The sequence below is a fragment of the Larkinella sp. genome (assembly GCF_965227735.1).
Lineage (GTDB): Bacteria > Bacteroidota > Bacteroidia > Cytophagales > Spirosomataceae > Larkinella.
Window position 1 is genome coordinate 1403136 of the sequence record NZ_OZ245776.1, and the last position, 14578, is coordinate 1417713.

The 14578-nt window shown below is 55.1% G+C and carries 13 protein-coding genes; 8 read left to right on the top strand and 5 right to left on the bottom strand.

The window, feature by feature from the left end:
- The first annotated feature begins 47 nt into the window (after positions 1-47).
- The 8 genes from ACO064_RS05570 (at position 48) to ACO064_RS05605 (ending at position 8632) form a co-directional block, all read left to right on the top strand.
- The gene (locus ACO064_RS05570; protein ID WP_421826409.1) at positions 48-713 is read left to right on the top strand and encodes a hypothetical protein; all 666 of its coding nucleotides are present in this window, start codon (positions 48-50) and stop codon (positions 711-713) included.
- Positions 714-761: 48 nt separating this feature from the next.
- The gene (locus ACO064_RS05575; protein WP_421826410.1) at positions 762-1586 is read left to right on the top strand and encodes a PepSY-like domain-containing protein; all 825 of its coding nucleotides are present in this window, start codon (positions 762-764) and stop codon (positions 1584-1586) included.
- A 112-nt stretch (positions 1587-1698) separates the two neighbouring features.
- Entirely contained in the window at positions 1699-3150 is a 1452-nt protein-coding gene (locus ACO064_RS05580; RefSeq protein ID WP_421826411.1) for a S41 family peptidase, read from the top strand.
- A gap of 24 nt (positions 3151-3174) precedes the next feature.
- Complete coding sequence (locus tag ACO064_RS05585; RefSeq protein ID WP_421826412.1) at positions 3175-4146, top strand: hypothetical protein; 972 nt, start codon at positions 3175-3177, stop codon at positions 4144-4146.
- Positions 4147-4248: 102 nt separating this feature from the next.
- On the top strand, positions 4249-5304 hold the full coding sequence (locus ACO064_RS05590) for a Kelch repeat-containing protein (RefSeq protein WP_421826413.1): 1056 nt from the start codon (positions 4249-4251) through the stop codon (positions 5302-5304).
- An 8-nt stretch (positions 5305-5312) separates the two neighbouring features.
- Positions 5313-5636 (top strand): DUF4907 domain-containing protein, encoded by a 324-nt coding sequence (locus ACO064_RS05595; protein ID WP_421826414.1) that lies wholly within the window; start codon positions 5313-5315, stop codon positions 5634-5636.
- Between the two features lie 136 nt (positions 5637-5772).
- Positions 5773-7086 (top strand): DUF4270 family protein, encoded by a 1314-nt coding sequence (locus ACO064_RS05600; protein ID WP_421826415.1) that lies wholly within the window; start codon positions 5773-5775, stop codon positions 7084-7086.
- Between the two features lie 445 nt (positions 7087-7531).
- The gene (locus ACO064_RS05605; protein WP_421826416.1) at positions 7532-8632 is read left to right on the top strand and encodes an alkaline phosphatase family protein; all 1101 of its coding nucleotides are present in this window, start codon (positions 7532-7534) and stop codon (positions 8630-8632) included.
- 30 nt (positions 8633-8662) lie between these two features.
- Here the strand turns inward: ACO064_RS05605 and ACO064_RS05610 are convergent, their stop codons facing one another.
- The 5 genes from ACO064_RS05610 to ACO064_RS05630 form a co-directional block, all read right to left on the bottom strand.
- Positions 8663-10027: an MFS transporter gene (locus ACO064_RS05610; RefSeq protein ID WP_421826417.1), complete on the bottom strand. Its 1365-nt coding sequence runs from the start codon at positions 10025-10027 to the stop codon at positions 8663-8665.
- Complete coding sequence (locus ACO064_RS05615; RefSeq protein ID WP_421826418.1) at positions 10024-11091, bottom strand: hypothetical protein; 1068 nt, start codon at positions 11089-11091, stop codon at positions 10024-10026. Before ACO064_RS05615 ends, ACO064_RS05610 begins: the two co-directional genes overlap by 4 nt.
- An 89-nt stretch (positions 11092-11180) precedes the next feature.
- Positions 11181-12149 carry a dihydrodipicolinate synthase family protein gene (locus ACO064_RS05620; protein WP_421826419.1) on the bottom strand — a complete coding sequence of 323 codons (969 nt, stop codon included), beginning with the start codon at positions 12147-12149 and terminating at the stop codon, positions 11181-11183.
- A 31-nt stretch (positions 12150-12180) separates the two neighbouring features.
- Complete coding sequence (locus ACO064_RS05625; protein WP_421826420.1) at positions 12181-13236, bottom strand: sialidase family protein; 1056 nt, start codon at positions 13234-13236, stop codon at positions 12181-12183.
- Between the two features lie 71 nt (positions 13237-13307).
- Entirely contained in the window at positions 13308-14540 is a 1233-nt protein-coding gene (locus ACO064_RS05630; RefSeq protein ID WP_421826421.1) for a sialidase family protein, read from the bottom strand.
- Between the last annotated feature and the right edge of the window lie 38 nt (positions 14541-14578).

Below are 14578 nucleotides of genomic sequence, written 5' to 3' on the forward strand. Positions count from 1 at the left end.
AGTGAACTATCCTCTTTTTCCGGCTTTGAACCAGAAATTCTAAAGCAATGAAAATACATCTGTTGGTCATTGCGGATAGTCTCCATTACGACTCGGGCCTCAACTCCCGGCAGAGCTACATCGATCAGTTCGTGCAGCAACTGGAACGCGGGGGGCAGGAAGTAATCGTGACCTACCATGCGCCGATGGCCATCAGCACCATCGCCGAAGTGTTGCAGCGGGTTCCGCTCCGGCGCTATGACCTGATCATTCTGCAAATTGCCAACCGCCACCTGCGCGATTCGCGGCTGGCCCTGCGCCCCACCGCCGGAACCCGGTTCGTGGAGCATGTGATGGCCTGGAAGTGCCGCATCCAATCCATGCTGGGTGCCATTCGGCCCCTCAACGAAGTATACGCCCATTTGTCGATGATCCTGGAAACCCTCCGGTTTCACCGCAGCCGGGTTATTCTGATGACCCCTTTCCCCCACCGCGAACCGGTCAGTGGCTGGTTGCGACGCAAGGGCAGTGCCATCCTTAAAAGCGAAGGCCATCACCGGGGGTTCCGCGTGTTCGATGTGCAGGCCCTGGTCGATTCCCGCGAAGAGTTTTTCAGTACCGGCGACCGCGAACGGCTCAACGCCATCAGCCACGAACTGATCGGACGACGGCTGTACGATTTCTACCGAACCGAACCCAGCATGACCACCGGTCCTTTGAAACAGGACACCTAATTTGTTACTCTGCATTACCAACCACCATCATATATAGACAGCAAAACCATGAAAAAACCCCTGTTCATTGCCTTGACCGTTATCGTCGCCGGCCTGTATGGCTGCAACCAAAGCCAGCAAACCGTCACACCGGACACCGATTCGGCTATCTCGGCCACCAGCACCGCCCGGCTGGCGTCCGACAGTTCCGGATTCTTTTGCAGGAAGAACATTACGAAAATCGCCGTAACCGATCTTCCAACGTCTGTAAGCAACTACCTCTCTACCAATTATGCAGGTGCCACCGTTGACTATGCCGCCAAAGATGACACTGGCAACTTCCTGGTAGCCATCACGCAAAATGGCGAAACAAAAGCCCTCTTATTCAACGCCGACGGCACCTTTAACGAAGAATTGGCGCTGAAAGGCGGCCCCGGCCGGAAAGGCGGTTCGCACGGAAAAGGCGGTGGCAAAAAAGGATCGCTGGAACAGATTGCCGTCGCTGACCTGCCCTCCGCCATCACCAGTTACATCAGCACGAATTATGCCGGAGCCGAGGTGAAAACCGCAGCCAAAGACAGTACGCGTGGCTATCTGGTAATGATCGTGGTGAGTGATCAGGCCAAAACACTGCTCTTCAACACCGACGGAACCTTCAACAAGGAAGTTTCCAAACCGTTGCGCGGCAACTTTACGTCGGTTGCCGTGGCAGATTTGCCCGCTGCCGTTACAACCTACATCACGACGACGTATGCGGGTTCGACAATTAAAGATGCCGCCAAAAATGCCAGCGGGCAATTGGTGGTCGTTGTAAAAACCAGTGATGGAAAACCGGTAGCCCTGCTTTTTGAGGCCGACGGCACCTTCAAGCAGGTGTTGAAACAACGGCGTTGAAAAATTAATTGGCATCCTTCTCCGAAAAACAGGATGCGAGCGGTGGAGAAGGGTGCCAATTGATTTGGTAAATGACTTTTACTTTTTGAATACAACCTGAATTGAAAACGCTATGAATAATAAACTGCGCAGTGTCCCTGCCTGGTGGGGAATGGTTTTGCTTTCCGTTACGCTGCTGGCGGGTTGCCGCAAGGAAACCGACCTCGTTGAACCAACCACTACGACCACAACTGCCGAAAACCAGACCATCAACAAATGGATTCTGGAAAACATGCGGGAGTATTATTACTGGAATGACAAAATCCCGGCCAGCCCGGATCTGACGCTCGCACCCTCCGATTTTTTCGATTCCATTCTCTACTCTTACGACGCCACCGCCCGACCCGACGGCGACCGGTTTTCGTGGATCGAGGAAAATGCCGAAGATCTGTCGGCGTCGCTGAGCGGAGAATCGACCACCACCGGCATGGAATTCATGCTCTACCTGCGCTCGCAGGGTTCTACCAACGTGATTGCGCAGGTTTTGTACGTTTTGCCCAACTCCCCGGCAGCCGCTGCGGGCTTCAAACGGGGCGACATCATCAGCAAAGTGAATGGTCAAACCATCACGACTTCCAACTACGTTTCGTTGCTCTACTCGGGCGGCACAACATTCTCTTTTGGTCTGGCCGAAGTGCAAAACAGCACCCTGGTCGATACGGATCTGACCCGCTCCGTAACGGCGACGGTTTTTCAGGCCAACCCGGTTTTCATGGATTCGGTCTACAGCGTTGGCGGAAAAACTGTGGGCTATTTGGTTTACAATCAGTTTGTTCCGGCGCCTAACAACAGCAACGGTTCGGAATATGACGATCAGGTCGATGCCATTTTCAGCAACTTCAAAGCCAAAGGCGTTAACGAACTGGTGCTGGATCTGCGCTACAATCCGGGCGGTTATACGTCCTCATCCGCCAATCTGGCCAGTCTGATTGGGAAAAACGTCGACCGAACGAAAGTCTATTTCCGCGAAGAATGGAACGCCACCCTGACGCCTTATCTCCAGCAGGAATACGGCGATGAGTTCTTCATCCAGCGGTTCGTTACCAAATCGCAGAACATTGGCAGCAACCTCCAGCGGGTTTTTGTGCTGACCACCGATGGAACCGCTTCGTCCAGCGAATTGATTATCAACGGCCTGCGCCCTTATATGACCGTAACGACCATTGGCACTACAACCTATGGCAAAAATGTGGGGTCTATTACGATAGTCGATGATTCCGGAAACATCAAATGGGGTATGCAGCCAATCGTCTTTAAGTCATTTAACAGCCTCGGCCAGTCCGATTATTCCACCGGGTTCACGCCCTCCGTGGAAGTGCAGGAGCCGCTCAATTTGCAACCATTGGGTGACGTCAACGAACCTTTGCTCAACGAAGCGCTTTACCAGATCACCGGAAGCCGCATTGCCCGGCGGGGTGTTGCCGAACCCAACCGCCTGCCTGCCCTGGGGTCGTCGATCCAGCGCAAAGCTGGCGGAGGACGCATGATCAAAAGCTTACCAACCTTTAAACCCAGTACCCTATAAAACACCTTTAAGCTGCCTTTTTCCATGAAAACTGCTCTGACTACGTTCTGGCTCTCCATCCTCGTCTACCCGGCTATTGCCCAGGGAATCACCGACTACTATCGCCCGCCGGTGGAGTCCGCGGATGCATTCACGCCCGAACTCCGGTCGAATAAGGAACGCCGGGCCGAAATGACGAAGCTGATCGCCCGCTACGGCGAAACGTATATCCGGGAGCGTTGGTACATTGGAGGGGACGGTTTTTTCCGAACCGACAAAGGGCAGCTTGACCAAACCTTCAACGGATTGATTAGCACCAAAGGAACTACACAAACCGGCTGGAGCGCCGTTATCGGCTGGGTTAGCAACGAACGCTGGGCGGTGGAAGGCGGCTATGCCCGTTCCCCCATTCACAACACGCTGGTGGTGGGCAGCGGCTCCAACGCCCTTGATCTGCGGTTCGAGAACAACAAGCACGGTTTTGTGGTACGTGGCAAACGGCTGATGCGGTTTGGCAACCGGGTCGCCCGTCGCTCTGGCTTGTGGCTCGGAGCCGGGGTCTGGATGGTCCCGAACAATGGGCAGCAAGTCAGCAACTTTCTGGTGGAAGGCTACAGCTACAGTGGTTCCGGGGGCGGTTTTGGCCGCGCCAGCCGGGTCCAGGTCGACACCCTCCAGATCTTTGGTGCCACCCGCCTGAGCCCGCGCCTGAACGGCATGGCCGAAGCCTCGGCGGAATATACCGTCAAGCTGGGCGGAAAAGCCGAACTCAGTCTGTTTGCCCGGAAATACTGGGGACTCAGCAACTCAATCACAACCAACCTATTATACACCGTAAACCGCGGAGAGTCGCAGTCCGCCGTCCTTCGGGCCGACGGCAGCGGCTGGAGTGTAGGCGTATCCTTGCGGTACGTCTACGCCCTCCGCTATGACCTGCGAAAAATGCCGGGCATTTTTAACCTGCGGGGCAACCGACCGGAACCGGTCAACGAAAAACGACGACGTACTCAATTGTAAGTTCATGCGTATCGATACCGAAAACAATCACCCTTTCTATTCTTTCACCGTTGCCCCATCGGTAACGGGTTTTTCTGTTTACTCACTTTCCCCTTTTTTTCTATGAAAATTTCATTCCCCCGCGTGTTGCGCTCCAAACCCTCGACGGTAAGCTCATTTTTTAAGAATCGTTTCTCGATCCTGATCCCGGCTTTTTCCTACACCTTAATCTGGGTGTTGTGGGGTGCTATGCTGAGCAGTTGCTCCAACGAAGACGACGTTGCGGTTTTGGGCGACTGGAACCGCCGGTCCGACTTTGAAGGCGTGGCCCGCAATGCCGTGGCCGGTTTTGTGCTGAACAATGTGGCTTACATGGGTACCGGCACCAACGCCGATAACGACCGGCTGAAGGATTTCTGGTCGTATGACCCGGCCCGCAACACCTGGACGCAGTTGGCCGATTTTGGCGGAGAAGCCCGCAATACCGCCGTTGGTTTTGCCGTCGGCACGAAAGGCTATCTGGGTACCGGTCTGAATGCCAACAGCGACCGGCTGAAAGATTTCTGGGAATTTGACCCGACCGCCAACGCCTGGAAACGCATCGCCGACTTCGGAGGCACCGCCCGGCGCAACGCCGTGGCCTTCTCGGTGGGTAACAAAGGCTACGTCGGCACCGGTTTCGACGGCAATTATCTGAAAGACTTCTGGGCTTACGATCCCACCAAAGATACCTGGGAGAAAACCGCCAGCTACGGCGGAGCGAAACGACTGGGAGCCATCTCGTTCGTGATCGACGGACTGGCGTATGTCGGAACCGGTAACAACAACGGATCCGCCGAAAAAGACTGGTGGGCCTACGATGCCACCAAAGATGAGTGGATTGAAAAAGGCGATTTTGAAAGTGATGAACTGGTGCAACGCAGCTACGCCGTTGGCTTTTCGATTGGGAACAAAGGCTATGTAACCCTCGGGGATGGCAGCACGGCGGTTTGGGTGTATGATGCGGTCACCGACGATTGGTATGAGCAGGGCATTTTTGAAGGATCGGCCCGGCAATATGCTTTTGGATTTTCCATCAACGGCAAAGGCTACGTCACCACCGGCAGCAGCGGTTCCGGCCGGTTCGACGACATCTGGGAATTCGACCCGACCGTTGAACAGGACACGGATACGAATTGATGAGACGTATGAGAGGCAAAAAAATTCAGTCCCTGGCGATCCTGCTGATCGGGCTGGCCATTGTCACGACCTACAGTTTGTTCCGTCAAAAATCGCAATATGAGCTTCAAACGACCCGCACACCGACGGGCTGGGGGTATCAGGTTATGCTGAACGGCAAAACCGTGATCGACCAGCCGACGGTGCCGGGTCTGCCGGGGCAACGCGGTTTTGCCAGCGAAGACCTGGCCCGAAAAGTGGGTGAATGCGTTGTTTCCAAACTGCATCAGGGGCAATTCCCGCCCACGCTCACCCCGCCGGAACTCAGCCAGCTAGGCGTGTCGGTTCCGTAATCGGTTTACGGTTTTCTGTTTACGGTTTACGGTGGCTGACGCATTCTGGTTGAAGCATGCGCCAGCCACCGTAAACTGCAAACTGAAAACCGTAAACCACTATACCTTATTTAGTCCCCTACTTTAGAAAACATACATGCAAACCTTACTGCGCTTAGCGCTACCGATGGTGGCCGGAATGTTGATTTCCGGCTGCATGTCGGGGGATCTGGACGTCGGCCAGAATCTGATCAATCCCGACGAAATGGAACTCCAGTACATCGACACGGTGACGGTCAACCTGTCGACCGTTATGGCCCCCGACTCGTTTGTTACTTCGTCCGACAGTACAATTCTGGTGGGTCGCTGGACCGACACGCAGACGGGCCAGATGGAAGGTCGGGGATTTGCGTCCTTATCGTACGTCACCAACGATTTACCCGATCAAAAGGGCATCCGGTTCGACTCGCTGGTGCTGGAAATGGTGTACGGTTATTCGGTGGGCGACACCCTGAAACCGTTTACGCTTCAGATTCACCAGCTTCGGCAGCCGCTCGATATTGGGGCGGTTCATTACAATACACAATCGGTTGCCTACAACACGACCCCGCTGATTACCACCAGCTTTCTCCCTCAGTTTAAAGAAGAAATCCGGCAGGTTCGGGTTCGGATACCCGACGCCATGGCGCAGGCGTTCTATGCCAGGCTGGTCAGCAAGGAAATCAACAGCAGCGAAACCATGTCTGATTACTGGAAGGGATTTGCGTTTTTGAGTCCAGCGGCCAGTAATGTTTTTCTGGGGTTAAACCTCACCTCGTCGCTTTCAGGCATCCGGTTGTATTACCGGGGCAACGACATCAGCCAGACAGCAAACAACCTGCTCTTTCCGTTCCAGGCGTCGCAGTTTACCCAACTGACCAACAACCGGAGCGGAACGCCCTTGCAGGCTTTGCAGCGCGCATCGGATGCGGTTTCCAGCCGAACGACGCAAAATTCATCGTTTGTCGTACCCGGTGCATTTTTGTCCACCCGGCTCGAAATCCCGTCGCTGAGTGAGTTCATCAAACCGGAAAACTTCATTGGTCTGAACCGCGCGGAACTGATCATCGAACCCATCCGGCGGGATGTGCGTGACAACAATGCGCCCCCCGGCCAGTTGGCGTTGTATTTCACCAACAACCAAAACGAAACGGTGGAAGCCGTTCCCGGTTTTTCCACGGGTGCATCAGCCGCCGTCGCCAGCTATTCGTATTTGCCAAACGCCATCGAACTGGAGGACGCCTACGTCTTCAACATCACGCATTACGTCAACCAGGTGATGAAGGGTTTGTCGGTCAACCGGCCGATGTTACTGAAGGTTCCGAGCGGTGAAAGTACGATGAAGACCATGATTCAACGCGTTGCGTTCGGAAACCGGCAAAGCACCACCGACCGCATCCGATTGAAATTGTACATTACGTCGGATACGTAACCAAAACGGTGGGCGATTGGGAAGTCCAAATTTAATCGCCGGATTGCATATTTATCAGCCCACTGCTCATTGATTTAATCAAAATAACCGCCGGATTCATAGTTGGCTTATCAGCCCACTGCTTCAGCTGTGGGTAAACTGACACGAAACCGAATCATTACGAAACCGTTTTAACGGTTTTTCGGACGATGAAACCGTTAAAACGGTTCTGGTAGCAGGGGTTACTTTTCCCTATACCCACAGCTAAAGCAGTGGGCTGATAAACCAAAATAATAATTCGGCGGTTATTTTGTTTAAATGATAAAGCCGCCCGCCCTTTAGGGGAACAGGGCAGTAGAGAAAATCCTATTTCTAAATCTTTACAAAAATTTAACAGCTTGAAAGCCAGCGGTTCTAATGGCTTTTCAGTATTTTACCGGTTCATCAGCTCTTTCTTCTTCCCGGTATGAACCAACCGATACGAATTTTCACGCTGGCTTTTTTTCTAATCATCAGCAGCCTTTCTTTCGCCAGAGCGCAGCAAACGCAAAACGTCATTCTGGTTACGCTCGATGGGGTTCGCTGGCAGGAAGTGTTTTCTGGTGCCGATTCGACGCTGCTGTTCGACCCGGCTTATTCGCCCGACACGGCCACGGCCCGGAAGTTTTTCTGGGCGGCTACGCCCCAGAAACGACGCCAGCGGTTGTTTCCGTTCTTCTGGAATACCGTCGCCAAACAAGGGCAGCTTTACGGGAACCGTCTGAAAAACAGCCGCGTCAATGCCTCGAATCCGTACTGGTTCAGCTATCCGGGGTACAACGAAATTCTTTCGGGGTATGCCGACGACCGCATCAAATCGAATGATAAAATCGACAATCCGAATACCACCGTTCTCGAATTTCTCCACAACCAACCCGATTACAAGGGTCGGATTGCGGCTTTTTCATCCTGGGATGTGATCGAAGCGGCTGTCAACGAGAAGAAAACCGGTATTTTCGCCAGTGCGGGTAACGAGCTGATTCCGTCTCCAAAAACCGCCACCGATTCACTGCTCAACAGCATGATGGCCAGCATTCCGGCACAGGTTTGGGACAAGTCTGTCCGCAGCGATTTTCTGACTTATTATGCCGCCAAGAATTACCTGCTGCAAAACCGCCCCCGGGTGCTGTTCATGCAGTTTGACGAAACCGACGGGCTGGCCCACGCCGGGCGGTATGCCGACGATTTGCGTATGGTGAACACCGCCGATGCGTTCATGGCCGACCTCTGGAAAACCATCCAGCAAATTCCGCAGTACGCCGGAAAAACCACGCTCATCCTGACCACCGACCACGGACGGGGCCACACGCCGAAAGCCACCTGGAAAGGCCACGGGGCCAAAACGCCGGATTCTTACCAGATGTGGTTCGCCGTGATCGGCCCGGACACGCCACCCACCGGCGAGCAAGCGGGCGGGCCGGTCTTGTTTCAGAATCAGTTGGCGGCCACGGTGGCCAAGCTGTTAGGCCAGACCTTCACCTGCGAACACCCGGTTGGGCCACCGGTTCTGACGGTTTTGAAACCGTGAATCTATCATAACCGGCTTTTCATTCGGCGGTTAGTCCGGCGGCAGAACGACCCGCTCCATCTTCGGAACCAGCAGATGAATGATTCCCAGCGCCAGCAAATACGAGCAGGCAGCAACCACAAACAGCGGGAAATAGCCATACCGGACGCGGATGATACCCGCCACCAGCGCCAGCAGAACGCCGGAAATCGCCCCGACGGCCCCCCCGATTCCGGTGACCCGGGCCACCAGCGGTTTGGGGAACAGATCGGTGACACTGGTAAACAGGGTCGCCGAAAAACCCTGGTGAGCGGCCGTCGCCAGCGAAATTAACCCAATGGCAACCCAGAGACTGTGCGTCTGAGCGGCCAGCACAATCGGCACCACACAGAGGGCACAAATCAGCCAGGTGATCTTGCGGGCGCGGTTGACCGACCAGCCGATTTTGAGAAAGTAGCTCGATAGCCAGCCGAAAAAGATACTGCCCACATCGGTAACGAGATAAATGACCAGAAACGGTAACCCCAGATTTTTGAGGTCGAGCTTCTGGTCCAGGGCTTCGCTACTGTTGAAAAAATCGGGCAGCCAGGTCAGGTAAATCCAGAAAACCGGGTCGATCAGGAATTTGCATCCCGCATATGCCCAGGTCTGGCGGTAGCGCAGCAGTTGCCACCAGGACACGGAAGCCCGCTCCGGCTCGGGAACCTCATCGGCCCGAATCAAAGCGTGTTCGTCGGGCGACAAACGGGGATGTTCCGCCACCGGGCGGTAAATCACCAGCCAGGCCACCAGCAGCCCGATACCGAGTAAACCGGTGAGCAGAAAACAACTTCGCCAGCCATATTGCAGCGTCAGGAACGGCACGAGCCAGGCCGTCAGAATGATTCCGATGTTGCCGCTGGCGTTAAAAATACCAAACGCAATCGAGCGTTCCTTTTGCGGAAACCACTCCGACACCGTGCGCGTAGCCGCCGGAAAATTCCCGGCTTCACCAACGGCCAGCCCCGCTCGTGCCAACGCCAGCGACCGGATCGAGCCGACCAACGAGGTCAGCATGCCAGCCAGGCTCCAGATCATCACAAACAGCGAAAAGCCCCGCCGAAGCCCCAGCCGTGTGGTGAGCCAGCCCGTCAGCAGAAAGCCCACCGCATAGGCCGCTTTGAAAGCCGCATCGACAAAACCCATCTGCTCCTTAAACTGCCCGTCGAGCGCCGGGGTCAGAACCGCATCGGCGGGCAGGCCGAGCATGTCGCGTTTGAAGGAAGGATCAATCATAGTGAACGACAGCACGTTGCGATCCACGTAGTTGACGATCCCCGACAGAAACAAAACCGCCAGCACCCACCAGCGCAGGTTCTTCCAGGGTCGATACCCGGTGGCCGGTTTCAAATCCGGTACGTTGAGGGGTTGATTCATGGTTTTGCGGGACTGGTGATGAGTACCCGGTTGGTGCGCAGGCCGGGTCGGACCTCGCCACCGGGCAGAATCCATTTTCCGTCCCAAACCACGGCTGGCGTCGTAACGGGAGCCCATAACACCGGTTTCCTGTTGTCGTGATTCGCCCCGGTTTTGGGGCTGACGTTCCCGGCAACCGTCCAGGTATTGGTCGGGATGTGATACGCGAGAACCTCGGTACGAAAACCGGGGTGGTTTTCTTTCAGAATCAGATTGCGGTCGGCATTGGCCCCATCGTCGCCACCTGGCACCAACAGTTGATCTTGTCCGGACGGAAAAGCGGGTGAGGGCGCAGCAACGGTGGGATTCGGCAAATCGGCCAGGCGCGTCCAGCTTCGTTGTTCCGGGTCGTAGGCATACGCATCGGCCAGATACCGGCGTTTGATCGCTCCGGTTTTTGGCTCCGCGAAAACTTCCGTACCGCTGAAGAGAAAGAATTTTCCGGCCTGCGCACCCGCTACGGCCAGCATTCGGCCCGGCCCCGGCCAGGGTGGTAACCGCTGCCAACCGGCTTCGGGTTGGCGCAAATCCAGGCTCAGAAAAAGATTTTCGGCGGTGGTATCGGTCGGTGTTTCAATACCGCCAGCTACGTAAACGATTCCGCTGAGAACCGCCCCGCAGGCATTGGCCAGCGGTAACGGCAACGGACTCAGACTTTTCGTCGTCACCTGTCCATGCTGGTATTGCAATACAAGTACGTCCGGATAATGCCGTTCCCCGTCGGCACCACCGATGCACAAAACACCGCCAGGCACTGTCAGGGCCACGCTGTATCCCATTTTTCGCGGCAGTTTGCCCACCTTTTTCCAGGAACCATCCGGTTTTTCCAGCACAAACAGGTCGTCGTACCAGGTTTTCGGCGTTTTGCCCCAGGGGCCTACGTTATCGGGAAAGTTAGCCCCCCCGCCTACCAGCAAAGCCCCGTTGCTGATCCCGGCGACAGAACCCGCAAACCCCACTGGATCGGGAACGGGCGGTAACGTTCGCCAGGTCAGCGATTGCGCCAAAGCAAGATCATATACCATTGAAAAAAGAAGAACAAGAAACCCGTTTCGATTCATAACGTCTGTAAAAAACCGCGTTGATGGGCCATCCAGCCCGTTCAAAAACCGACTCAGGGTTGACCGTTCGGCGTGCTCACTGTCGGCAGAACAACCGGAATTTCTGAAGCCGCACGGAGCCGTTGCCAGAAGCCAATCGATTCCAGATCGGTATACAACTCGTCATACTGCTTCTCCGAAAGCCGGGTCAACGGCAGACGGCACGGCCCTACGTTGTACCCCAGCATGTGCATGATGGCTTTCTGGGCCGGAATGGGCGGAAATCTGGTCATCACCCGGATCATCTCGATCAGGTGGGCCATGCTCTCCTGCGCCTGCTCCATCTGCCCGGCCTTGTAGTGCCGCTGGACTTCCAGATACAGCGGGGCAGCAAAATTATACGTACTGCCAATGGCTGCTTTTGCCCCAATGCTCAGGGCTGGCAGCAACATTTCGTCGTATCCGTACAGAACGTCAAACCGGCTGTTGGCATACCGCAGACACACCTGATATTCCCAGATCGTCGTGGCCGTATACTTAATTCCACGCAAACTGGGAATCTGCTTTTCGCTCAACCGAAGAAATTCAACCATGTCCATGCCTACGCCGGTCAGCGTTGGAATGTGATAATAGTAAAACGGCATTTCGGGCGCTGCCGACGCGATTTCGGCCATGCTATTGACCAGATTCTGAACCGATGTGGGTTTGAAGTAAAACGCAGCGACCGACGAAGCCGCATCGGCCCCGATCGAATGGGCGTGTTGCAACAGGGCCTGCGATTCGCGAATACTCGAATGCCCGACGTGTACCCAGATGGGCAACCGTCCCGCTGATGCCTGCACGAAGGCTTCGGCCACGGTCATGCGTTCCTGCGTCGTCATATTGGGGCCTTCGCCATTGCTGCCACAAATGAAGGCGCCACTCAGCCCATCGGCAACCATTTTATCGATTAAAACCGGTATCAATTCCAGGTTGAGGGAACCGTCTTCGTGAAAGGGGGTGAATGGTGCGGACAACAGTCCTTCGGTTTTTGGTACGTTCATGGTGTTTTGGTCAATTCTACGCTCATTAATTTTACAGCCTCTTGTCGAAATCGTCGAGCTTGAACCGCACGGAGACGACCGAATGCTTTTTTGTTCCGGGTTCATATTTGATGTAGGTCGTCGCCAAGAGCGTACCGTCGGGCAGGAGTTCCAGACCGGGATACCCACAATCGGTTCCGGCGTAATTATGCAGCAGTTTCACCCGGTATTGCCCCGAAAGCCCGTTGACAATGTCGTTGTACGTTCCTACCCAGGCCACAAAATGCCCCTTGGTGGGGCTATTGGGTGCCATATCCCGAAAAACCGATACAATCCGGCCGTCCGGCGTATACCGCACCATATGGCGGTCGCCGGTCAGGCCCCAGGGCGTTTCGACGGGCTTCGACCAGGTTTTTCCCTCGTCCTCCGACGTCATCATCAACGCCCGGCCTTTCCGCTGGTTTTCCCGCATCAAGCACAGCAATTGTTTGCCGTTGGGCGACCGAAACACGGCGGGTTCGCAGGGCGAGCGGCCTTCCATTTCGCCCACCATTACCGATTCGCCCCAGGTCACTCCGCCGTCGGTCGAGATCGACTGCCAGATTTTCAGCGGGGATTTATCCTTGTCGTCCGGCCCCCGGTGATACAGCCCCAGGTAATCGCCGTTCTGTAGTTTGACGATGCTCGAAAAGGCCATCACACACGGTTTTCCCAGACTTTTGACGGGTGTCCAGGTTTTGCCACCATCTTCGCTCCAGGTTTGGGACATGCCCGGACGAGCCGTAAACACCATCAGACGCGCCTTTCCGGTTTTGTCGGTTAAATGGTAAATACTAGGACAATTGAAGGTGGTGCTCCAGTCGGCAGGCGTCGGAATCATTTCCCACTGAACACCGCCGTTCGTGCTCTTCGCCAGCGGACCGCACTTGCCCCCGTGATCGAACGACCAGGCACAAAACAGAGTCTTGCCGTCGGGCATCAAGACCGTTGTCGGGTGGCCCTGGTAGATTTCCTCCGTTCCCCGGGCGACTACTGTTTGCCGGTTTTTCTCGCCGGACACATCCAGAATCGGGAGATTTGGATAGTAAGGCTGTGCTACCGCAGACAAAGTCGCACTAGACAGTAAAACCGTTACTATACAGCACTTTATCGATTGTTTCAGGAAGTAACTCATAAAATTTAGCGGGTAGAAGACACCATGTTGACCTGATCTTTCTGATCCGTGAGCCAGGCCAGGTTGAAGCGTTTGAGCACAATGCGATACCGCCAGGTTTCGGTTGACCCTTCATTGGTTTCGTAAAGGCAGTACATCATGCCGTCCGGACCAACGGCCAGATCGGAATACCCCGCCTTGCCCGCATCGATCACTTTCCGTACCGGCCACGACTGTCCATCGTCGTAACTCAGCTTCGCCGTCAGGTTCTGCCGTTTGCGAAAATCGTTGCGCTTGTTGAGGTATTCCGGATCATTTTGGCTGTCTGGATTCACGAATAAAATGCGGTTTTTGCCGCCCTTGCCGGGGCTGCTCACGCGAATCAGGCTGGCCATACAAACCGGGTCGAAAAGTTCCTCGTCAAAAACCGGCTTCGTCCAGTTCGTAGCACCGTTCGGGCTGTAGGCAATCATCCGTTGGTGCGGTGCGGATTCGGTGCGAATGTTGAGCATTACCCGCCCGTCGGCGGTTTCGATGGCAACGTGTTCGCTCGGATTTTTGATTTCCGGGGTGGTGTTGGCCACTATGGCACCCCGTTTCCAGGTCTGCCCAGAATCGTCGCTGTAAATTGTGGCCACGCACGATGGCCGGTGGTCACCGCCCGGAATTTTCGGATTCGGTTCACAGAGCCAGACCGGCACCACCAGCCGCCCCTTGTGCTGCCCGTTCTGAAGCTGAATAGCGTGGCCGGGGCCGGGAGCCAGCACTTTCCAGTTGTATTCGGGCCGGAACTGGTCAAAAGCGTAGGTGATTTCTTTCGGTGCCGACCAGGTTTTGCCGTCATCGGTCGAGCGGACGTAATAGCAATTGCTGTAGTTTCGATGATAGAGCACATGGATGGTTTTGCCATCGCGGTCGACAATGGGCGTGCAATTGGATGTCGGACGTTTGGTTTCACGGGCGGCAATGACCACGTTCTCTTCCCAGGTTTTTCCACCGTCCGTACTCCGGCGCATGATCATGTCGATGTCGGCCCAGTCGCTGGAATTATTGACGCGGGCTTCACAAAACGCCAGCAGCGAGCCTTTGGTGGTCATCACCAGAGCCGGGATGCGGGTCGTCGCGTAGGACGTTCCGGGATCGAAAACCGTAGCGGTGGTTTCAAAAACCGGCTGCTCATTTACCTGAGCGGGGCGGTTCGCGGTCCTGCAATTCGCCAGCAACACACTCAGAAACAGGAAATAAATAAAGGGCCTCATGTTTTAAAAGTAAGAGTTTAGGAAGTCAGTTTACTTAG

Excerpts from the sequence above, each read along its gene's own strand:
- ACO064_RS05570 (WP_421826409.1), top strand. The coding sequence starts at position 48 with ATGAAAATACATCTGTTGGTCATTGCGGATAGTCTCCATTACGACTCG.
- ACO064_RS05575 (WP_421826410.1), top strand. The coding sequence starts at position 762 with ATGAAAAAACCCCTGTTCATTGCCTTGACCGTTATCGTCGCCGGCCTG.
- ACO064_RS05580 (WP_421826411.1), top strand. The coding sequence starts at position 1,699 with ATGAATAATAAACTGCGCAGTGTCCCTGCCTGGTGGGGAATGGTTTTG.
- ACO064_RS05585 (WP_421826412.1), top strand. The coding sequence starts at position 3,175 with ATGAAAACTGCTCTGACTACGTTCTGGCTCTCCATCCTCGTCTACCCG.
- ACO064_RS05590 (WP_421826413.1), top strand. The coding sequence starts at position 4,249 with ATGAAAATTTCATTCCCCCGCGTGTTGCGCTCCAAACCCTCGACGGTA.
- ACO064_RS05595 (WP_421826414.1), top strand. The coding sequence starts at position 5,313 with ATGAGAGGCAAAAAAATTCAGTCCCTGGCGATCCTGCTGATCGGGCTG.
- ACO064_RS05600 (WP_421826415.1), top strand. The coding sequence starts at position 5,773 with ATGCAAACCTTACTGCGCTTAGCGCTACCGATGGTGGCCGGAATGTTG.
- ACO064_RS05605 (WP_421826416.1), top strand. The coding sequence starts at position 7,532 with ATGAACCAACCGATACGAATTTTCACGCTGGCTTTTTTTCTAATCATC.
- ACO064_RS05610 (WP_421826417.1), bottom strand. The coding sequence starts at position 10,027 with ATGAATCAACCCCTCAACGTACCGGATTTGAAACCGGCCACCGGGTAT.
- ACO064_RS05615 (WP_421826418.1), bottom strand. The coding sequence starts at position 11,091 with ATGGTATATGATCTTGCTTTGGCGCAATCGCTGACCTGGCGAACGTTA.
- ACO064_RS05620 (WP_421826419.1), bottom strand. The coding sequence starts at position 12,149 with ATGAACGTACCAAAAACCGAAGGACTGTTGTCCGCACCATTCACCCCC.
- ACO064_RS05630 (WP_421826421.1), bottom strand. The coding sequence starts at position 14,540 with ATGAGGCCCTTTATTTATTTCCTGTTTCTGAGTGTGTTGCTGGCGAAT.